Source organism: Streptomyces sp. NPDC111520 (assembly GCF_055635295.1).
Genome location: NZ_JBVKBW010000010.1, coordinates 106,124 through 124,842, shown reverse-complemented (window position 1 = coordinate 124,842; position 18,719 = coordinate 106,124). Strand labels below are relative to the sequence as shown.

Here is an 18,719-nt window from a genome sequence, read left to right as displayed (position 1 = left end):
TGCGTCCGGTGCCGAGCCGGCTCCGCGCACCCCATGGCTCAGGTCTGGGCCATGTCCACGAAGCGCGAGTAGTGGCCCTGGAAGGCCACGGTGATGGTGGCCGTGGGGCCGTTGCGGTGCTTGGCGACGATCAGGTCGGCCTCGCCCGCGCGGGGGGACTCCTTCTCGTAGGCGTCCTCGCGGTGCAGCAGGATGACCATGTCCGCGTCCTGCTCGATGGAGCCCGACTCGCGCAGGTCGCTGACCATGGGCTTCTTGTCCGTGCGCTGCTCGGGACCACGGTTCAGCTGGGAGAGCGCGATGACCGGCACCTCCAGCTCCTTCGCCAGGAGCTTGAGGTTCCGGGACATGTCGGAGACCTCCTGCTGACGGCTCTCGGGCCGGCGCGAGCCGCCCGCCTGCATCAGCTGGAGGTAGTCGATGACGACCAGGCGGAGGTCGTTGCGCTGCTTGAGCCGGCGGCACTTGGCACGGATCTCCATCATCGACAGGTTCGGGGAGTCGTCGATGTAGAGGGGGGCCGCCGAGACGTCGGGCATGCGGCGGGCCAGCCGCGTCCAGTCGTCGTCGGTCATGTTGCCGGAGCGCATGTGGTGCAGGGCGACCCGGGCCTCGGCGGACAGCAGGCGCATCGCGATCTCGTTGCGGCCCATTTCGAGGGAGAAGAAGACGCTGGGCATGCCGTTGGTGACCGAGCAGGCGCGGGCGAAGTCCAGCGCGAGCGTGGACTTGCCCATCGCGGGACGTGCGGCGATGACGATCATCTGGCCCGGGTGCAGGCCGTTGGTGAGGGAGTCCAGGTCGGCGAAGCCGGTGGGCACCCCGGACATCTGGCCGCTGCGCGAGCCGATGGCCTCGATCTCGTCGAGGGCGCCCTCCATGATCTCGGAGAGCGGGAGGTAGTCCTCGCTGGTGCGCTGCTCGGTGACGGCGTAGATCTCCGCCTGGGCGGAGTTGACGATCTCGTCGACGTCGCCGTCGGCGGCGTACCCCATCTGCGTGATGCGCGTGCCGGCCTCGACGAGCCGGCGCAGGACCGCGCGCTCGTGCACGATCTCCGCGTAGTACTCGGCGTTGGCGGCGGTGGGCACCGCGTTGACGAGGCTGTGCAGGTAGGGGGCCCCGCCGACACGGGCGAGCTCACCGCGCTTGGTCAGCTCGGCGGCGACGGTGATGGGGTCGGCGGGCTCACCGCGGGCGTAGAGGTCGAGGATCGCGGCGTAGACGGTCTCGTGGGCGGGCCGGTAGAAGTCGGCGCCCTTGAGCACCTCGACGACGTCGGCGATGGCGTCCTTGGACAGCAGCATGCCGCCGAGCACCGACATCTCGGCGTCCAGGTCCTGCGGCGGTACGCGCTCGAAGCCGGACCCCCCGCGGTCCTCGTCGCGGTCGCGGTCCCGCTCGTCCCTGCGGCGGAAGCGCGAGACGGGCAGGCGGTCACCGGGTCCGTCCGGCGGGAACGGCGGTTCGCTCCCCCAGTGGTCGTCCGCGGGTTCGGGCTGGCTCACCCCCCTGCCACCTCCTCCCCGTCCGGCGCTGACCGCTGCGTCGTGTCCCTTTTCCTACGCCACGGCTCTGACAATCTGCCGCCCGGACACACCTGTGGCGCGTCGGGCGACGCCCCACGGTAGGGGTCCACGGGGCTCACAGCCAAGACGGTTATCCACAGGGGCTGGGGATGACCTGTTGATGAACCGCCCCTACCTGTGGAGAAGCATGCTCCAGCTGTGTACAGGGCGGGGGACAGCGCGGTGGACAAGCACACAATCACCCAATGATCACGCCACTGACCTGCGCTTTCTTCATCCACCCGCTGTGGACAAGAAAAACTTGCCCGCTCGGCCCAAGATCACGACAAACGGCACGGAGGAGATCACCCTACGCAGCCACGAGTAAGAGTCAGTATCTCCTTGCGTCCCTTACATGTGGATGATTACCCTGGCCGGGTGCCCCAGGTCGCCGAACTCTCCCCCCAGCAGGCCGTACGCCGCCACGACCGCGAGATCATCGCCCTCGCGCTGCCCGCCTTCGGCGCCCTCGTCGCCGAACCGCTCTTCCTCATGGCCGACAGCGCGATCGTCGGCCACCTCGGCACCTCGCAACTCGCCGGCCTCGGCGTCGCGGGCGCCCTGCTCACCACCCTCGTCGGCGTCTTCGTCTTCCTCGCGTACGCCACCACCGCGGCCGTCGCCCGCCGGGTCGGCGCGGGCGACCTGCCCGCCGCCATCCGCCAGGGCATGGACGGCATCTGGCTCGCCCTCCTCATCAGTGCCGCGGCGGTCGCCGTCGCGGTCCCCGCGGCACCCGCCCTCACCGAACTGTTCGGCGCCTCGGGCACCGCGGCGCCGTACGCCGTCACCTACCTGCGGATCAGCGCCCTCGGCATCCCCGCGATGCTCGTCGTCCTCGCGGCCACCGGTGTGCTCCGCGGGCTGCAGGACACCCGTACCCCGCTCTACGTCGCCGTCGGCGGCTTCGCCGTGAACGGCGTGCTCAACCTGGCGCTGGTGTACGGCGCCGGTCTCGGCATCGCCGGCTCCGCCTGGGGCACCGTGATCGCCCAGAACGCGATGGCCGCCGTCTACCTGACCGTCGTGGTTCGCGGCGCCCGACGGCACGGTGCCTCCCTCCGGCCCGACCTGGCCGGCATCCGCGCCTGCGCCCAGGCCGGGACGCCGCTGCTGATCCGCACACTGAGCCTGCGGGCCGTCCTGCTGATCGCCACCGCGGTCGCGGCCGGGCTCGGGGACGCCTCGATCGCCGCCCACCAGATCACCACCACCCTCTGGTCGCTGGCCGCCTTCGCGCTGGACGCCATCGCCATCGCGGGCCAGGCCATCATCGGCCGGTACCTCGGCGCCGGCGACGTGGCCGGGGCCCGGGCCGCGTGCCGCCGCATGGTGCAGTGGGGCATCGCCTCGGGCGTGGTCATCGGCCTCGTCCTGGCCGTCTCCCGGCCGCTGATCGCCCCGCTGTTCACCTCGGACCCGGCCGTACGCTCCGCACTGATGACCGCCCTGCTGGTGGCGGCGCTCTCCCAGCCCGTCTGCGGCGTGGTCTTCGTCCTCGACGGAATCCTCATCGGCGCCGGCGACGGCACCTACCTGGCCTGGTCGATGGTCGTCACCCTCGCCGTCTTCGCCCCCGTCGCCCTGGCCGTACCGGCCCTGGGCGGCGGGCTCACCGCCCTGTGGTGGGCGATGGGGCTGATGATGCTCACCCGGCTGGCCGGCCTGCACTGGCGCGCCCGTTCGGGGAAGTGGGCCGTCACCGGCGCCGTACGCGCCTGAACCGCGGCCCCGCCGCGGACGGCAAGACGCCGGGCCCGGAACCTCGCGGTTCCGGGCCCGGCGTTCACGCGGCGCGCGAGGGTCAGGAAGCGACGACCTCGACGTCGAGAGCGGCCTCGACCTCGGGGTGCAGACGCACCGACACCTTGTGCGAACCCAGCGTCTTGATCGGGGAACCGATCTCGATCCGGCGCTTGTCCACGTCCGGACCGCCCGCGGCCTTGACGGCGGCGGCGATGTCGGCCGGGGTCACCGAGCCGAAGAGGCGGCCGGCGTCGCCCGCGCGGGTCGACAGCTTGACCTTGACGCCCTCGAGCTGGGCCTTGAAGGAGTTGGCCTGCTCGACGGTCGCGATCTCACGGATCCGGCGCGCGCGGCGGATCTGCTCGACGTCCTTCTCGCCACCCTTGGTCCACGCGATCGCGAAACCGCGCGGGATCAGGTAGTTGCGGGCGTAGCCGCTCTTGACCTCGACGACATCGCCGGCGGCACCGAGGCCGCTGACCTCGTTGGTGAGGATGATCTTCGCCATTGCTCAGTCACCCTTCCTTAGCGAGCGGTCGAGGTGTAGGGCAGCAGCGCCATCTCACGGCTGTTCTTCACGGCCGTGGCGACGTCGCGCTGGTGCTGGGTGCAGTTGCCGGTGACCCGGCGGGCACGGATCTTGCCGCGGTCGGAGATGAACTTCCGCAGCAGGTTCGTGTCCTTGTAGTCGACGTACGTGATCTTGTCCTTGCAGAACACGCAAACCTTCTTCTTAGGCTTGCGAGCAGGCGGCTTCGCCATTGTCTCTCTCCAGTGTGATCAAGAAGTTTGGTGCGCTGCCCTTAGAAGGGCGGCTCTTCCGAGAAACCGCCGCCGCCGGAGCCACCGCCCCAGCTGCCGCCACCGCCGCCCTGGCCGCCACCGGCCGGAGCGCCGGTCGCCCACGGGTCGCCGTCGGGCGCGCCGCCCTGACCGCCACCGGGGCCACCGCCCCAGCCGCCGCCCTGGCCGCCACCGCCGCCGTAACCGCCCTGGCCGCCGCGCGAGGCGCCGCCGCCACCGCTGGCGCGGGTGATCTTGGCGGTCGCGCTGCGCAGGCTGGCGCCGACCTCGTCGACGTCCAGCTCGTAGACCGTCCGCTTGACGCCCTCGCGGTCGTCGTACGAGCGCTGCTTCAGACGGCCCTGCACGATGACGCGCATGCCCTTCTGGAGCGACTCGGCCACGTTCTCCGCCGCCTGCCGCCAGACCGAGCACGTGAGGAAGAGGCTCTCGCCGTCCTTCCACTCGTTGGTCTGCCGGTCGAAGGTGCGGGGAGTGGACGCGACACGGAACTTCGCGACCGCCGCACCAGATGCGGTGAAGCGCAGCTCGGGGTCGTCGACGAGATTGCCGACGACCGTGATGACGGTCTCGCCTGCCATGGTGAGTGACCTCTCGGCGTTGCTTGGCTTCTCGGTTTCCCGACTGCCTGAGCCCGCAGGCTCAGTGGGTCTCGGGACGGAGGACCTTGGTCCGGAGAACCGACTCGTTCAGGTTCATCTGACGGTCGAGCTCCTTGACGACCTCAGGAGTGGCGTTGAGGTCGATGACCGAGTAGATGCCCTCGGGCTTCTTCTTGATCTCGTACGAAAGACGACGACGGCCCCAGGTGTCGACCTTCTCGACCTTGCCGCCCGCGGTGCGGACGACGCCGAGGAAGTTCTCGATCAGCGGGGAGACAGCGCGCTCCTCGAGATCGGGGTCGAGGATCACCATCACCTCGTAGTGACGCATGTGGAACCCACCTCCTTTGGACTCAGCGGCCACGGCGTTTCCGTGGCAGGAGGGTTTGCATCGCGTCGCAACGGTATCGCGGCCCACCGACAACGCCCGGGCGTTCCGGGGATCACTCCCCGCAGGCCCCGTGGGACCTTCGTGTGGACCTGCACAGACACCGGTGCAGACGGTACACACTACCCGGCTCGTGGCTTCCGGTTGAAATCCGCCCCCGGAAGCCCTCAATCTGTACACATCGGGTGTGTCCGGCGCTACGATGCGCCACCTCTCCATCACGGAGGTGCCTCATGGCACAGGCAGTGCGACCCACGACCGGCAGCCGTCTCTACCAGCGAGCCCTCAGCACCCTCAACTCCGACGGCAGGCCCCACCCGGTCGAGAACACCCTGGCCGTCGTGACGCTCGTACTCGGCCTGCTCGCCGCCATCGCGGCGATCTGGGACCACCTCCACCTGCTGAGCTCCTGGGCGGGGCTGGTGGGCATCCTCGTGGGGGCCTTCGGGCAGTACCGCTCCGCCACCACGGCCGAGCGCTTCCTCTTCATCATCGGGATGGGGCTGGCCGCGATCGGCTTCTACATCGGCATGGCCCACGGCGGCCTCTTCGGCGGGGTGGTGTAGCCGGCCGTCCCCCACCCGGCACCCGCCGGGCGAAGCCGCGGACCGAGTTGTCCACAGCCCCCGTGGGGGCGTTCGCCGTTCGCAGTAGGCTTCGGCGCAGTAATGCAGTCAGCAATGCCGTAGCCGCAGCGATGGGGAGCGCCCCGCATGAGCTTGACCCTGAGGACCATCAGTCGGGAACAGCACCTGGCGTACATCCAGAGCCTGCCCTCGGCAAGCCACTGCCAGGTTCCCGCCTGGGCGGACGTCAAGACCGAGTGGCGCTCGGAGAGCCTCGGCTGGTTCGACGACAAGACCGGTGAGCTGGTCGGCGCCGGCCTGGTGCTCTACCGGCAGCTGCCCAAGGTGAAGCGCTACCTCGCCTACCTCCCCGAGGGCCCGGTCATCAACTGGTACGCCCCCAACCTGGACGAGTGGCTGCGCCCGATGCTGGCGCACCTGAAGCAGCAGGGCGCGTTCTCCGTGAAGATGGGCCCGCCCGTCGTCATCCGCCGCTGGGACGCGGCCGCCATCAAGTCCGGCATCGCCGACCCGGACGTCAAGCGCCTGCGCGACGTCGAGGCGACGTTCATCGAGCCCCGCGCCTTCGAGGTGGCCGACCGGCTGCGCCGCATGGGCTGGCAGCAGGGCGAGGACGGCGGCGCCGGCTTCGGCGACGTGCAGCCCCGCTACGTCTTCCAGGTCCCGCTGGAGAACCGCAGCCTGGACGACGTCCAGAAGGGCTTCAACCAGCTGTGGCGCCGCAACATCAAGAAGGCCGAGAAGGCCGGCGTCGAGGTCGTCCAGGGCGGCTACGACGACCTCCCCGTGTGGCAGCAGCTCTACGAGGTCACCGCCGAGCGCGACCACTTCCGCCCGCGGCCCCTCTCCTACTTCCAGCGCATGTGGCAGGTCCTCAACACGGAGGACCCCAACCGCATGCGGCTGTACTTCGCGCAGCACGAGGGCGAGGCGGTCGCCGCCGCGACGATGCTCGTCGTCGGCCGGCACGTCTGGTACTCGTACGGCGCCTCGGCCAACCACAAGCGCGAGGTCCGGCCGAGCAACGCCATGCAGTGGCGGATGCTGCGGGACGCCTACGCCCTCGGCGCGAGCGTGTACGACCTGCGCGGCATCAGCGACTCGCTGGACGAGAGCGACCACCTCTTCGGTCTCATCCAGTTCAAGGTGGGCACCGGTGGGCAGGCTGCCGAATACCTGGGCGAGTGGGACTTCCCGCTCAACAAGCTGCTGCACAAGGCGCTCGACATCTACATGTCCCGTCGCTGACCCGCGTGCCCGACTGACCGCAGACACCGCAGAAAGGTCCCCGTTCCGGCCATGGCGCTCACCCTGTACGTCGACACCGCGCGCTGGCGTGCGCACCAGCAGTCCGAGGCGGAGCAGTTCCCCGGGCTGGTACCCGTCTGCAAGGGCAACGGGTACGGCTTCGGCCACGAGCGCCTGGCCGAGGAGGCGATCCGGCTCGGCTCGGACATCCTCGCGGTGGGCACGACGTACGAGGCCGCCCGGATCAAGGACTGGTTCGGCGGGGACCTGCTGGTGCTGACCCCGTACCGGCTGGGCGAGGAGCCGGTGCCGCTGCCTGACCGCGCCATCCGCTCGGTCTCCTCCGTGGAGGGCGTGCGCGGCCTGGTCGGGGCCCGGGTCGTCATCGAGGTCATGAGCAGCATGAAGCGCCACGGCGTCAGCGAGGACGACCTGGTCAAGCTGCACTCGGCCATAGACGACGTGCGCCTGGAGGGCTTCGCCATCCACCTGCCGCTGGACCGCACCGACGGGTCCGACGCGGTGGAGGAGGTCTTCGGCTGGATGGAGCGGCTGCGCGCGGCACGGCTGCCGCTGCACACCATGTTCGTCAGCCACCTGAAGGCGGGCGAGCTGACCCAGCTGCGCAACCAGTTCCCGCAGACCCGCTTCCGCGCCCGGATCGGCACCCGGCTGTGGCTGGGCGACCACGAGGCGACCGAGTACCGGGGCGCCGTCCTGGACGTCACCCGCATCGCCAAGGGCGAACGCTTCGGCTACCGCCAGAACAAGGCCTCCGAGGACGGCCACCTGGTCGTCGTGGCGGGCGGTACGTCGCACGGGGTGGGCCTGGAGGCCCCCAAGGCCATGCACGGCGTCATGCCGCGCGCCAAGGGCGTCGCGCGGGCCGGTCTGGCCACCATCAACCGCAACCTGTCGCCCTTCGTGTGGGCCGGCAAGCAGCGGTGGTTCGCCGAGCCCCCGCACATGCAGGTGTCGATCCTCTTCCTGCCGGGCGACGTGGCGCCCCCGGCCGTCGGCGACGAGCTGGTCGCGCACCTGCGGCACACGACGACCCAGTTCGACCGCGTCGTCGACCGCTGAGCCCCTCCCCGGGTCAGTGGGGCTGCGCCGGCGGCGCCGGGTCCACGCCCCACTGCACCGGGCGCGCCTCGCCGTAGCCGTGGCCGTCCTCGGGGCCGCCCAGCAGCGACGCGGCGTGCCGCGGCCGGTGCGAGGGCCTCCCCAGCACGAAAACGTCCTCCGCGCCGTCCAGCACGCCCCCGGAGGGGTCGTCCGAGCCGTCCTGGCGCACCGCGTCGCGCTCGGGGAAGAGGATGTCGCGGACGACGACCGCGCACAGGTACAGCGTCCCGATCAGGTGCGCCGCGATGGCCAGGTGGTAGCCGTCCTGCGGCAGTCCCTTGCTGTTGCCGCCCGTCGTGTACGCCAGGTACGACCAGATCCCGAGGAAGTACATGACCTCGGCGGCCTGCCACACCAGGAAGTCCCGCCAGCGCGGCCGGGCGAGCGCCGCCAGCGGCACCAGCCACAGCACGTACTGCGGCGAGTAGACCTTGTTCGTCAGGATGAACGCGGCCACGACGAGGAAGGCCAGCTGCGCGAAGCGCGGGCGCCTCGGGGCGTACAGGGTGAGCGCGGCCATGCCGGCGCAGAACAGCAGCATGAGGGCGATCGCGTACGCGTTCGCCCCGTCGAGGGACGTGCCGGTCTGCTGGGAGATGATCAGCCAGACCGAGCCGTAGTCGACGCCCCGCTCCTGGCTGAAGGTGTAGAACTTCGCCCAGCCGTCCCAGGCGAGCAGCATCACCGGAAGGTTCACCACGACCCACGCCCCCGCGGCACCACCCAGGGCCGCGCTCCAGGCCTTGAGCCTCCCGGCCCTCAGGCACAGCAGGAACAGCGGCCCGAGCAACAGGAGGGGGTAGAGCTTGGCGGCCGTCGCCAGCCCGATCAGGATGCCCGCGGCCAGCGGACGGTTGCGCGACCACAGCATCATCCCGGCGGCCGCGAGGGCGACCGCGAAGAGGTCCCAGTTGATGGTCGCGGTCAGCGCGAACGCCGGCGCCAGCGCGACCAGCAGCGCGTCCCAGGGGCGGCGCCGGTTGGTACGGGCCACGCAGACCGCGATGACGGCCGTGCAGACCATCAGCATCCCGGCGTTGACCAGCCAGTAGACCTGCTCTCGGTGCTGGATCGTGCCGCCGTGCGGGGTCAGCCATGAGGCGACCTCCATGAAGAGCCCGGTCAGGACCGGGTACTCCAGGTAACCCATGCCGCCGGAGACCGTGTCCGGGATGCGGTCGAAGTAGGGCACCAGGTCGTCGGCGAAGCCGCGGCCGTAGTACAGGTGCGGGATGTCGGAGTAGCAGGCGTGGCTGTACTGGGCGTTCGCCCCGAAGAACCAGCCGCTGTCGTAGCAAGGCACCTTCTGGACCATGCCGAGCGCGAACATCCCGATCGCCACGAGCACGACCACGCGCAGGGGGTTCCACCAGCCCCGCCGACCCACGGCCGCGAAGCGGCCGAGCGGACCGCCGATGACCTCGCTCCCCGCCACCGCGACCGGGTCCTCGCGGGTCGGGGGCACGACCGCCTCGGCCTCCGAGGCCTCGTGGTGGGGGTCTTCGCGCACGATCGTCATGGGCCACATCCTGCCCTACATCCGCGCGTGCGGAGCGTCGGATCCCCATGGCGCCCGCCCGTCCGCCCGCGGACCGACTGGATCCTCGTGCTCCGCTCAGGAGGTCAAAGCGTTCTGCCAGCCGGAGTATCGGATAAGGTTCCCGCTCTCGCCTCCGGCACTGGAACACGGCCCTTCGCACACCTCGGCCCGGAAGGTCACGGTCTCGGACTCAGGAAGGTCGTAGTTGCAATCCTTCGGGGTAGAGCTGGCGCCGCCCGCGTTGTCGCAGTAAGACCACCCGCTGAATCCGTAGTAGAAGGCGACGCCAGCGCGGTGTCCGTCTCCGGCAGTGTCGTACACGAAGAAGTGGTCTCCGTACGACTCAAAACACACCCGCGCCCCGGTTGTGCTCACGCAGGTCTCCAGAGCCGAAGCCTGCGGTGCTAGCCCGAAGTTCAAGGCAGCCGCAGCCGTCACGCCAATCACTCCAAGACGGGCCGCCACAGTTCGCATGCTCATACGAATCTTCTCCAACCAATCATAGAACAACCAGAGTTCAATGATCGTTTCTATCATGTACACATAATCTTTCGATGGTGCTTCCGGCAAGTACAGGGGCTGCACCGGCTTGAACGTGAGACCACCGCGGCCGCGGAGGGCACTAGCCCTCCGCGGCCGCGGATCCACTGCTCTGCGCAACGCGGGGCGGTCAATTGCCCCCGTTGCCTCCGGACCCCAGGAGCCCGCCGTTGCCGTTGCCCCCGTTGCCCTTTCCGGTGCTGCTGGAGGACGGGGTCCCCGATGGTGTCCCGCCGGTCCCTCCGTCGGAGGTTCCGCCGTCGTTCCCACCGCCACCCTGCTGGCAATCCCACTGCCAGGGCTTGCACGTCTCCGACTCGGTCGGGGTCGGCGGGGCCTGCGGCCGCGAGATGGTCGGGGTCGGCGTCGCCGTCGCCGACTCGGTCGGGGTGGCCGAGACCGAGGGGCTCGCCGACGGGGCGCCCGGCCCGTCGTGGATGTCACCGATCTTCGGGGCGTCGGGGAAGCCGGTGTCGGGCCCCGTCACGGCGCCCTTCATGTAGGCGGTCCAGATCTCGGTCGGGATGTCACCACCGTGGATGGACTCGACGCCCGCGGTGCCGTTCATGGACAGCAGTCCGTGGGTCTTGGGGTCCTCACGGAACATCGCCACGGACGTGGCCAGTTGCTGCGTGTAGCCCACGAACCAGGCCGACTTGTTGCTGTCGGTCGTACCGGTCTTGCCGGCCGCCTTGCGGCCGAGTTCCTTGGCGCGGAAACCCGTACCGTTCTGGATCACGTTCTCCAGGACGTCGGTGACGTTGTCGGCCACCTCCGCCGGCATGACCCGGGTGACCTTGGGCTTGTCGAAGCCGGGGACCTCGGCTCCGTCCTTCTTCACCGACACGACCGAGTAGGGGTCCACGTGCTTGCCGGAGGCGGCGAAGGTCGCGTAGGCGTCGGCCATGCGGATGGCGCTCGGGGTGGACGTACCGAGGGCGAACGACGCGTTCCGGGTCTCCATGGATGCCTTGAGGATCCCGCTCTTCTCGGCGACGTCGGCCACCTTCTCCATGCCGACGTCCATGCCGAGCTGCACGAACGGCGTGTTGATGGACTGCTCCATCGCCTTGCGCAGGGTGATGTAGCCCCAGGGCGTCGGGCTCTCGTTCTCCTGGAAGAAGGGCGTGTTGTCCTTCTTCAGGACGTAGGTCCCGTCCTGGTTCTTGATCTTGATGTGGTCGTTGCCGTTGTACTCGCTCAGCGGCGAGACGCCCTCGCCGTCGGAGCGGTACGTGCCGTACTCCATGGCGGCGGCCAGGACGAACGGCTTCCACGTCGAACCGACGGGGACACCCTTGGTGTCGGCGTTGTTCGTGAAGTGGTTGTTCTCGAAGCCCGCACCGCCGTAGAGGGCGACGATCGCCCCGTCGTTGGGCTTCACCGAAGCGGCGCCGAACTGGACGTGCTTGTCCTTCTCCTTCTTCGGATTGATGTTGGCCTTCTCGACCTTCCGCACGGCCTTCTCCAGGGCGTCGACCTTCTTCTTGTCGAAGGTCGTGCGGATCTCGTAACCGCCCCGGTCGAGCTCCGCGCGGCTTATGTCGGAGTGCGCCAGCACGTAGTTCTGGGCGGTGTCGACCAGGTAGCTGATCTGGCCGGTCATGCCCTTGGTGGCCTTCAGGCCCTGCGGCTCCGGGTACTTGCTGACGGCCTCGGTGTACTCGTCCTTCTTGAGCGCACCGTCCTTGTACATCTCGCCGAGGATCCACTTCCAGCGGCGCTCGGAGCGCTCCCGGTTCGCCTTGGCCGTCGCGCTGCTGTCGATGCTGGTGGCACCGGCCGGGTCGTAGTACGTCGGGCCCTTGAGCAGCGCCGCCAGGAAGGCGCACTGGCTGGGCGTGAGCTTGGAGGCGTCACGGCCGTAGTAGGTCTGCGCCGCGGCCTGGATGCCGTAGGCACTGCGGCCGTAGTACGACGTGTTCAGGTAGCCCTGGAGGATTTCGCCCTTCTCGAGCTTCGTCCCCACCTTTATCGAGATGAACAGTTCCTTGAACTTACGGGTGACCGTCTGGTCCTGGCTCAGGAACGTGTTCTTGACGTACTGCTGGGTGATCGTCGAACCACCCTGCGCCTGGCCGCCCCTCGCCATGTTGAACAGGGCGCGGGCGACACCCATGGGGTCGACGCCCGAGTCGTCGTAGAAGCTCTTGTTCTCCGCGGAGATGACCGCGTTCTGCATCGCCTTGGGGATCTCGGCGAGCGACACGTTCTGCCGGTTGGCACCGGTGCCGGTCGCCACCATGCGGTCGCCGTTCGCCCAGTAGTAGACGTTGTTCTGCGACTTGGCGGCGTCGTTCTCGTTGGGGATGCCCACCATGGCGTACCCGACACCGGCGACGGTGACGATGCTGCCGAAGAAGAACAGGCACAACCCGGAGGCGAGCTTCCAGGACGGCATCCAGCGACGCCATCCGTCCCTGCCCCAGCGGGGGTAGTCGATGATGCGCTTCTTCGGGGGCTGCCCCCCTCCGCGGCCGCCCCCCGTGGCCGTCCTGCGACGGCCACCCTTCTGTGCCTCCTGGGCGGCCCTGCGTGCCGCGGCACGCCCCTGGTAGGGCGGCTCGGCCCCGCGGGCCCGGCCACCGGTGCTCGCGCGGCCCCCCGCGCCTGTGCCCGCACCCTGACGGGGGGGCTGTCCCGTGCCCTGGCGCGGGCCGTGACCCTGCCCCGAACCGGTGCCGTGCGCGCCGTACGGCTGCTGCGGCCTCGGCGGCCCAGCGGCCCGCCGGCCGCCGGGCGGCGGGGGCTGCTGCTGCGCGCCGCGCCGGGCGGCTGCCCGGCCGTCGCCGGGCGACTGCGGCGGCTTGCGACGGTGCTCGCTCATGAACAGCTACTCCTAGGACAGGCGGAATCGCCTGAAAGCGGCAGTTGGTTTTCCGGTCCCCCCGGCGTGCGATGGCCGCACTGCACCAGGGACAAGGACGCTCACTGACGTCACACGGTTCCCGGTGCTCTGCATGGCGAACAGAGTACGCACGGTCAAAAGAGGTTCTAGCCAGATGTTCATCACATTACGGACGGTTGACGGTGGACGGATTTGGTGATGTGACGTCGGTCACCGTGAGCCGTCTTGCCGTATCCGGGAACTCGTTCTATCGTCCCGATGTATCGAGCCGATACATCACGGCGAGATAAGAGGCGACGACAGAACGGACGGGAGGGGAACGCGGGCATGAGCAAGCGCTCCGGCATCCTCGAGTTCGCCGTCCTGGGCCTGCTGCGCGAATCCCCGATGCACGGTTACGAGCTGCGCAAGCGGCTCAACACCTCGCTCGGTGTGTTCCGCGCGTTCAGCTACGGCAGCCTCTACCCCTGCCTCAAGACACTGGTCACCCAGGGCTATCTGGTCGAGGAGACCGGCCCTGAACCCGATCCGCTCGCCGCGCCGCTGGCCGGCCGACGGGCCAAGATCGTGTACCGGTTGACGGCGGCCGGCAAGGAGCACTTCGAAGAGCTCCTCGCCCACTCCGGGCCTGACGCGTGGGAGGACGAGCACTTCGCGGCTCGTTTCGCCTTCTTCGGCCAGACGTCCAGGGACGTACGGATGCGCGTCCTCGAGGGGCGGCGCAGCCGCCTCGAGGAACGCCTGGAGAAGATGCGCGCGTCCCTCGCGCGTACCCGTGAGCGGCTCGACGACTACACGCTCGAGCTGCAGCGGCACGGCATGGAGTCGGTGGAGCGAGAGGTCCGCTGGCTGAACGAGCTGATCGAGACCGAGCGGGCGGGGCGCGGCAAGCAGCCCCCGGCCGCTCCGTCCGCCGATGCCGAGCAGGACAACCAACAGGAAAACGGCGGACCCGGCACGCGCCGGGGACCCGCGTGACGATTACACAGGGAGCAACCGGAATGGGTTCGGTTCGCGTAGCCATCGTTGGCGTGGGAAACTGCGCCGCTTCGCTGGTGCAGGGCGTCGAGTACTACAAGGACGCCGACCCGGCCAGCCGGGTGCCTGGCCTCATGCACGTGCAGTTCGGCGACTACCACGTGAGTGACGTCGAGTTCGTCGCCGCCTTCGACGTGGACGCGAAGAAGGTCGGCCTCGACCTCGCGGACGCCATCGGCGCCAGCGAGAACAACACCATCAAGATCTGCGACGTGCCGCAGAAGGGCGTGACCGTCCAGCGCGGCCACACCCTGGACGGTCTCGGCAAGTACTACCGCGAGACCATCGAGGAGTCCGCCGAGGAGCCGGCCGACGTCGTGCAGGTCCTCAAGGACCGCCAGGTCGACGTGCTCGTCTGCTACCTCCCGGTGGGTTCCGAGGCCGCGGCGAAGTTCTACGCGCAGTGCGCCATCGACGCCAAGGTCGCCTTCGTCAACGCCCTCCCGGTCTTCATCGCCGGCACCAAGGAGTGGGCGGACAAGTTCACCGAGGCCGGTGTGCCGATCGTCGGTGACGACATCAAGTCGCAGGTCGGCGCCACCATCACGCACCGTGTGCTGACCAAGCTCTTCGAGGACCGCGGTGTCGTCGTCGAGCGCACCATGCAGCTGAACGTCGGCGGCAACATGGACTTCAAGAACATGCTCGAGCGCGAGCGCCTGGAGTCCAAGAAGATCTCCAAGACGCAGGCCGTCACCTCCCAGATCCCCGACCGCGACCTGGGTGAGAAGAACGTCCACATCGGCCCCTCGGACTACGTGGCCTGGCTGGACGACCGCAAGTGGGCGTACGTCCGCCTCGAGGGCCGTGCCTTCGGCGACGTCCCGCTGAACCTGGAGTACAAGCTCGAGGTCTGGGACTCCCCGAACTCCGCGGGTGTCATCATCGACGCACTGCGCGCGGCGAAGATCGCCAAGGACCGCGGCATCGGCGGCCCGATCCTGTCGGCGTCCTCGTACTTCATGAAGTCCCCGCCGGTGCAGTACTTCGACGACGAGGCCCGCGAGAACGTGGAGAAGTTCATCCGCGGCGAGGTCGAGCGCTGAGCAGCGGCTTAGCCCCCGTCACCACTCGTCGTACGACGCGATCGCACAGGCCCCCGGGTACCGCACCCGGGGGCCTGTCGGTCATGTGAGGCTGTGCGCATGCCCGTTGTCCGTGATCTCCGTGTGCTGCTGCGTTTCCGGGACTTCCGCCGGCTGCTGGCGGTCCGGCTGCTGTCCCAGCTCTCCGACGGGGTCTTCCAGGTGGCGCTGGCGGCCTATGTCGTCTTCTCCCCGGAGAAGCAGACCTCGCCGGCCGCCATCGCCTCCGCGATGGCGGTCCTGCTCCTGCCGTACTCCCTCGTGGGTCCCTTCACGGGCGTCCTGCTGGACCGCTGGCGGCGCCGGCAGGTCCTCCTCCACTGCAACCTGCTGCGGGCGGTGCTCTCCGTCGGCACGGCCGTGCTGATGCTGCTGCGCGTCCCGGACTGGCTGTTCTACCTGTCCGCCCTGTCGGTCACCGGCATCAACCGTTTCGTGCTCGCCGGCCTGTCGGCCGCCCTGCCCCGCGTCGTCGACGGGGAGCGCCTGGTCATGGCGAACGCGCTCTCCCCGACCGCCGGCACGCTCGCCGCCACGGTGGGCGGCGGAGCGGCCTTCCTGGTGCACCTGGCCGTCGCCGAGGGCACCCGCTCCGACGTCCTGGTCGTGGTGCTGGGCGCCGTCCTCTATCTCTGTGCCGGGCTCACCGCGCTCACCTTGGGACGGGACCGGCTGGGGCCGGATCCGACGCGTGTCCAGCCACGGGTGGCAGAGGCGCTGCTGAGCACCTTCCGCGGTCTCGCGCACGGTCTGGGGCACCTGCGCCGGCGGCCGCGTGCGGCGCGCGCCCTGGCCGCGATGACCGCGATGCGCTTCTGCTACGGCGGGCTCACCGTGACGGTGCTGATGCTCTGCCGCTACGCGTGGTCGGGCTCCGGCGGTACGGGCGACGGCACGGCGGACGGACTCGCGCTCCTCGGCCTGGCGGTCGCCGTGTCGGGGGCCGGCTTCTTCACGGCGGCCGTCGTCACGCCGTGGGCCACAGGGCGCTTCGGCACCTTCGGATGGATCACCGTCTGCGCGGGTTCGGCCGCCGTCCTGCTCCCCGGACTGGGCCTCCCCTTCGAGCCGGCCCCGGTGCTGGCTGCGGCCTTCGTGTTGGGACTGGCCACCCAGGGGGCGAAGATCGCCACCGACACGGTGGTCCAGTCCTCGATCGACGACGCCTACCGGGGGCGCATCTTCTCCCTCTACGACGTTCTGTTCAACGTCGCCTTCGTCGGCGCGGCCGCCATCTGCGCACTGGTCCTCCCGCCCGACGGCCGCTCCACGGGTCTCCTCCTGGCGCTCTCCGCGGTCTACGCCTCGGTGGCGATCGGCACCGCGAGGACTCCGCGTCGTTTCACGTGAAACACGACGATCACCCCGCGTCCGTCCGTTTCACGTTAAACAGCCGCCCCGGGGGATGGGCTGTCCGACCGCTCCAGTAGCGTTCGCGCGTTCGCAAGGAACTGACAGGTTCATCCCAGGGAGGGGAACGACCATGGCGACTCCGCCGCCCCAGAACTTCAACAACCCGGACCCACAGGGTCAGCCCGGCGCCTACCCGCCGCCGCAGGGCCAGCCCGGCGCCTTTCCGCCCCCACAGGGCCAGCCCGGCGCTTTCCCGCCCCCGCAGGGTCAGCCCGGCGCCTTCCCGCCGCCGGCCGCCCCGCCGCGGCGCGGCAGGAACATCGGCAAGCGTGTCCTCGGCGTGATCGTCACCATCATCGTCATCATCGGAGTGCGGTTCGCGTTCTCCCAGTTCGACAAGACCGACGCCGAGACGTCGAAGGTCGGCGGGTGCCTCCACAACAAGGGCACCGACACGAGCCCGGACCTCGTGGACGTCGAATGCTCCTCCGGCGACGCCCAGTTCAAGATCGTCAAGAAGTTCGACGACTCGAGCGACCAGAAGCAGTGTGAGGCCGTCACCGAGTCGGACGTCTACTACACGCAGTCCGGCACCGACTTCAACAACGTCGTGCTCTGCCTGCAGAGCATCACCAAGTGACGGGGACACCGTTACGGCCGAGGGGGTCGTGTTTCACGTGAAACACGACCCCCTCGGTTCGCCCGGCGTCCGGACGTGATGACGCTCAGCCCTGAGCGGCCCACCACTCCTTCAGCGCCGTCACCGCCGCCTCCTCGCCCAGCGGGCCGTTCTCCAGACGCAGCTCCAGCAGGTGCTCGTACGCCCTGCCGACCTGGGGCCCCGGGGCGATGCCCAGGATCTCCATGATCCGGTTGCCGTCCAGGTCCGGCCGGATCGCGTCCAGCTCCTCCTGCTCCTTCAGCTGCGCGATCCGCTCCTCGAGCCCGTCGTAGGTGCGCGCCAGGGCCGCGGCCTTGCGCTTGTTGCGGGTCGTGCAGTCGGAGCGGGTCAGCTTGTGCAGCCGCTCGAGCAGCGGTCCGGCGTCGCGGACGTAGCGGCGCACGGCGGAGTCCGTCCACTCGCCGGTCCCGTAACCGTGGAAGCGCAGGTGCAGCTCCACCAGCCGGGCGACGTCCTTGACGATGTCGTTCGGGTACTTGAGCTTGGTCAGCCGCCCCTTGGTCATCTTGGCGCCGACCACCTCGTGGTGGTGGAAGGAGACCCGCCCGTCGGACTCGAAGCGCCGGGTTCGCGGCTTGCCGATGTCGTGCAGCAGCGCCGCGAGGCGCAGCACCAGGTCCGGCCCCTCGGTCTCCAGCGCCATCGCCTGGTCCAGGACGGTCAGCGTGTGGTCGTAGACGTCCTTGTGCCGGTGGTGCTCGTCCCGCTCCAGGCGCAGCGCCGGCAGCTCCGGAAGGACCCGTGCGGCCAGGCCGGTCTGCACCAGCAGCTGCAGGCCCTTGCCGGGGTGGTCGGAGAGGATCAGCTTGCTGAGCTCGTCCCGGACGCGCTCGGCGGAGACGATCTCGATGCGCTCCGCCATCTCCGTCATCGCCGTCACGACCTCGGGGGCCACCTCGAAGTCCAGCTGCGCCGCGAACCGCGCGGCGCGCATCATCCGCAGCGGATCGTCGGAGAAGGACTCCTCAGGGGTACCGGGCGTGCGCAGGACCCGCTGCGCGAGGTCGCCGAGCCCGCTGTAGGGGTCGACGAACTCGGCGTCCGGCAGGGAGACCGCCATCGCGTTGACGGTGAAGTCCCGGCGGACCAGGTCCTCCTCGATCGTCTCCCCGTAGGAGACCTCCGGCTTGCGCGAGGTCCGGTCGTAGGCCTCGGAGCGGTACGTGGTCACCTCGATCTGGTAGCCGCCCTTGCGGCACCCGACCGTGCCGAAGGCGATGCCCACCTCCCAGACGGCCTCCGCCCACCCGCGGATGATCTTCAGCACCTGGTCGGGCCGGGCGTCCGTGGTGAAGTCGAGGTCGTTGCCGAGCCTGCCGAGCAGGGTGTCGCGGACCGAGCCGCCGACGAGGGCAAGCCGGAATCCGGCGTCCTGGAAGCGGCGACCGAGCTCCTCGGCAACCGGCGCGATCACGGGCGCGCTCTTCAGGGTCTGGGGGGCGTTGTTGGCATTCGGCACAACAGAAAAGGGTACGTGCCCATGCGCCCCGCGGCGGACCGGTTTACCGGCTCCCGCGATCAAGCCGACGCCTCCGCGACCCCGGACTGTATCGATCTTGTGGCCC

General features: G+C 69.5%; 17 protein-coding genes. 8 read left to right on the top strand and 9 right to left on the bottom strand.

Going from position 1 to position 18,719, the window contains the following annotated elements; translation table 11 throughout:
* Window positions 1-38: 38 nt before the first annotated feature.
* Window positions 39-1,508 (bottom strand): replicative DNA helicase, encoded by a 1,470-nt coding sequence (gene dnaB / locus ACZ7MY_RS24285; protein WP_499604663.1) that lies wholly within the window; start codon window positions 1,506-1,508, stop codon window positions 39-41.
* A 438-nt stretch (window positions 1,509-1,946) separates the two neighbouring features.
* Between dnaB and ACZ7MY_RS24280 the strand changes: the two genes are divergently transcribed.
* On the top strand, window positions 1,947-3,290 hold the full coding sequence (locus tag ACZ7MY_RS24280; protein ID WP_499604662.1) for an MATE family efflux transporter: 1,344 nt from the start codon (window positions 1,947-1,949) through the stop codon (window positions 3,288-3,290).
* 82 nt (window positions 3,291-3,372) lie between these two features.
* On the opposite strand, the gene rplI is transcribed toward ACZ7MY_RS24280, so the two are convergent.
* From rplI to rpsF, 4 genes are all read right to left on the bottom strand, one after another.
* Window positions 3,373-3,822, bottom strand: a complete 450-nt coding sequence (gene rplI / locus ACZ7MY_RS24275; protein WP_089225418.1) for a 50S ribosomal protein L9 — start codon at window positions 3,820-3,822, stop codon at window positions 3,373-3,375.
* A gap of 17 nt (window positions 3,823-3,839) precedes the next feature.
* Entirely contained in the window at window positions 3,840-4,076 is a 237-nt protein-coding gene (gene rpsR, locus ACZ7MY_RS24270) for a 30S ribosomal protein S18 (protein WP_026250812.1), read from the bottom strand.
* A gap of 41 nt (window positions 4,077-4,117) precedes the next feature.
* Window positions 4,118-4,699: a single-stranded DNA-binding protein gene (locus ACZ7MY_RS24265; protein WP_499604660.1), complete on the bottom strand. Its 582-nt coding sequence runs from the start codon at window positions 4,697-4,699 to the stop codon at window positions 4,118-4,120.
* A gap of 61 nt (window positions 4,700-4,760) precedes the next feature.
* Window positions 4,761-5,051 (bottom strand): 30S ribosomal protein S6, encoded by a 291-nt coding sequence (gene rpsF / locus ACZ7MY_RS24260; protein WP_319131975.1) that lies wholly within the window; start codon window positions 5,049-5,051, stop codon window positions 4,761-4,763.
* 290 nt (window positions 5,052-5,341) lie between these two features.
* Between rpsF and ACZ7MY_RS24255 the strand changes: the two genes are divergently transcribed.
* The 3 genes from ACZ7MY_RS24255 (at window position 5,342) to ACZ7MY_RS24245 (ending at window position 8,026) form a co-directional block, all read left to right on the top strand.
* Window positions 5,342-5,674 (top strand): hypothetical protein, encoded by a 333-nt coding sequence (locus ACZ7MY_RS24255; RefSeq protein WP_499604658.1) that lies wholly within the window; start codon window positions 5,342-5,344, stop codon window positions 5,672-5,674.
* A 147-nt stretch (window positions 5,675-5,821) separates the two neighbouring features.
* Window positions 5,822-6,943 (top strand): lipid II:glycine glycyltransferase FemX, encoded by a 1,122-nt coding sequence (locus ACZ7MY_RS24250; protein WP_499604656.1) that lies wholly within the window; start codon window positions 5,822-5,824, stop codon window positions 6,941-6,943.
* A 51-nt stretch (window positions 6,944-6,994) separates the two neighbouring features.
* Window positions 6,995-8,026: an alanine racemase gene (locus tag ACZ7MY_RS24245; RefSeq protein WP_499604654.1), complete on the top strand. Its 1,032-nt coding sequence runs from the start codon at window positions 6,995-6,997 to the stop codon at window positions 8,024-8,026.
* A gap of 13 nt (window positions 8,027-8,039) precedes the next feature.
* On the opposite strand, the gene ACZ7MY_RS24240 is transcribed toward ACZ7MY_RS24245, so the two are convergent.
* The 3 genes from ACZ7MY_RS24240 to ACZ7MY_RS24230 form a co-directional block, all read right to left on the bottom strand.
* The gene (locus tag ACZ7MY_RS24240) at window positions 8,040-9,587 is read right to left on the bottom strand and encodes a glycosyltransferase family 87 protein (protein WP_499604653.1); all 1,548 of its coding nucleotides are present in this window, start codon (window positions 9,585-9,587) and stop codon (window positions 8,040-8,042) included.
* A gap of 96 nt (window positions 9,588-9,683) precedes the next feature.
* A complete protein-coding gene (locus tag ACZ7MY_RS24235) occupies window positions 9,684-10,145 on the bottom strand; it encodes a hypothetical protein (RefSeq protein WP_499604652.1) in 462 nt (153 codons plus the stop codon).
* 133 nt (window positions 10,146-10,278) lie between these two features.
* Window positions 10,279-12,975, bottom strand: coding sequence for a transglycosylase domain-containing protein (locus ACZ7MY_RS24230; protein WP_499604651.1), 2,697 nt, complete (start codon window positions 12,973-12,975; stop codon window positions 10,279-10,281).
* 348 nt (window positions 12,976-13,323) lie between these two features.
* Here ACZ7MY_RS24230 and ACZ7MY_RS24225 point away from each other — a divergent pair, with 348 nt between their 5' ends.
* The 4 genes from ACZ7MY_RS24225 (at window position 13,324) to ACZ7MY_RS24210 (ending at window position 17,112) form a co-directional block, all read left to right on the top strand.
* Window positions 13,324-13,974: a PadR family transcriptional regulator gene (locus ACZ7MY_RS24225; protein ID WP_018558161.1), complete on the top strand. Its 651-nt coding sequence runs from the start codon at window positions 13,324-13,326 to the stop codon at window positions 13,972-13,974.
* Between the two features lie 23 nt (window positions 13,975-13,997).
* On the top strand, window positions 13,998-15,080 hold the full coding sequence (locus tag ACZ7MY_RS24220) for an inositol-3-phosphate synthase (protein WP_499604649.1): 1,083 nt from the start codon (window positions 13,998-14,000) through the stop codon (window positions 15,078-15,080).
* A gap of 99 nt (window positions 15,081-15,179) precedes the next feature.
* Window positions 15,180-16,469 carry an MFS transporter gene (locus ACZ7MY_RS24215; protein ID WP_499604647.1) on the top strand — a complete coding sequence of 430 codons (1,290 nt, stop codon included), beginning with the start codon at window positions 15,180-15,182 and terminating at the stop codon, window positions 16,467-16,469.
* A 133-nt stretch (window positions 16,470-16,602) separates the two neighbouring features.
* Window positions 16,603-17,112 carry an LppU/SCO3897 family protein gene (locus ACZ7MY_RS24210; protein ID WP_499604645.1) on the top strand — a complete coding sequence of 170 codons (510 nt, stop codon included), beginning with the start codon at window positions 16,603-16,605 and terminating at the stop codon, window positions 17,110-17,112.
* An 85-nt stretch (window positions 17,113-17,197) separates the two neighbouring features.
* Here the strand turns inward: ACZ7MY_RS24210 and ACZ7MY_RS24205 are convergent, their stop codons facing one another.
* The gene (locus tag ACZ7MY_RS24205) at window positions 17,198-18,613 is read right to left on the bottom strand and encodes a CCA tRNA nucleotidyltransferase (protein WP_499604644.1); all 1,416 of its coding nucleotides are present in this window, start codon (window positions 18,611-18,613) and stop codon (window positions 17,198-17,200) included.
* Between the last annotated feature and the right edge of the window lie 106 nt (window positions 18,614-18,719).

Bases quoted from the DNA above. Each gene is read 5' to 3' on its own strand.
- rplI (WP_089225418.1), bottom strand. From the start codon at position 3,822: ATGGCGAAGATCATCCTCACCAACGAGGTCAGCGGCCTCGGTGCCGCC.
- rpsR (WP_026250812.1), bottom strand. From the start codon at position 4,076: ATGGCGAAGCCGCCTGCTCGCAAGCCTAAGAAGAAGGTTTGCGTGTTC.
- ACZ7MY_RS24265 (WP_499604660.1), bottom strand. From the start codon at position 4,699: ATGGCAGGCGAGACCGTCATCACGGTCGTCGGCAATCTCGTCGACGAC.
- rpsF (WP_319131975.1), bottom strand. From the start codon at position 5,051: ATGCGTCACTACGAGGTGATGGTGATCCTCGACCCCGATCTCGAGGAG.
- ACZ7MY_RS24255 (WP_499604658.1), top strand. From the start codon at position 5,342: ATGGCACAGGCAGTGCGACCCACGACCGGCAGCCGTCTCTACCAGCGA.
- ACZ7MY_RS24250 (WP_499604656.1), top strand. From the start codon at position 5,822: ATGAGCTTGACCCTGAGGACCATCAGTCGGGAACAGCACCTGGCGTAC.
- ACZ7MY_RS24245 (WP_499604654.1), top strand. From the start codon at position 6,995: ATGGCGCTCACCCTGTACGTCGACACCGCGCGCTGGCGTGCGCACCAG.
- ACZ7MY_RS24240 (WP_499604653.1), bottom strand. From the start codon at position 9,587: ATGACGATCGTGCGCGAAGACCCCCACCACGAGGCCTCGGAGGCCGAG.
- ACZ7MY_RS24235 (WP_499604652.1), bottom strand. From the start codon at position 10,145: ATGATAGAAACGATCATTGAACTCTGGTTGTTCTATGATTGGTTGGAG.
- ACZ7MY_RS24230 (WP_499604651.1), bottom strand. From the start codon at position 12,975: ATGAGCGAGCACCGTCGCAAGCCGCCGCAGTCGCCCGGCGACGGCCGG.
- ACZ7MY_RS24225 (WP_018558161.1), top strand. From the start codon at position 13,324: ATGAGCAAGCGCTCCGGCATCCTCGAGTTCGCCGTCCTGGGCCTGCTG.
- ACZ7MY_RS24220 (WP_499604649.1), top strand. From the start codon at position 13,998: ATGGGTTCGGTTCGCGTAGCCATCGTTGGCGTGGGAAACTGCGCCGCT.
- ACZ7MY_RS24215 (WP_499604647.1), top strand. From the start codon at position 15,180: ATGCCCGTTGTCCGTGATCTCCGTGTGCTGCTGCGTTTCCGGGACTTC.
- ACZ7MY_RS24210 (WP_499604645.1), top strand. From the start codon at position 16,603: ATGGCGACTCCGCCGCCCCAGAACTTCAACAACCCGGACCCACAGGGT.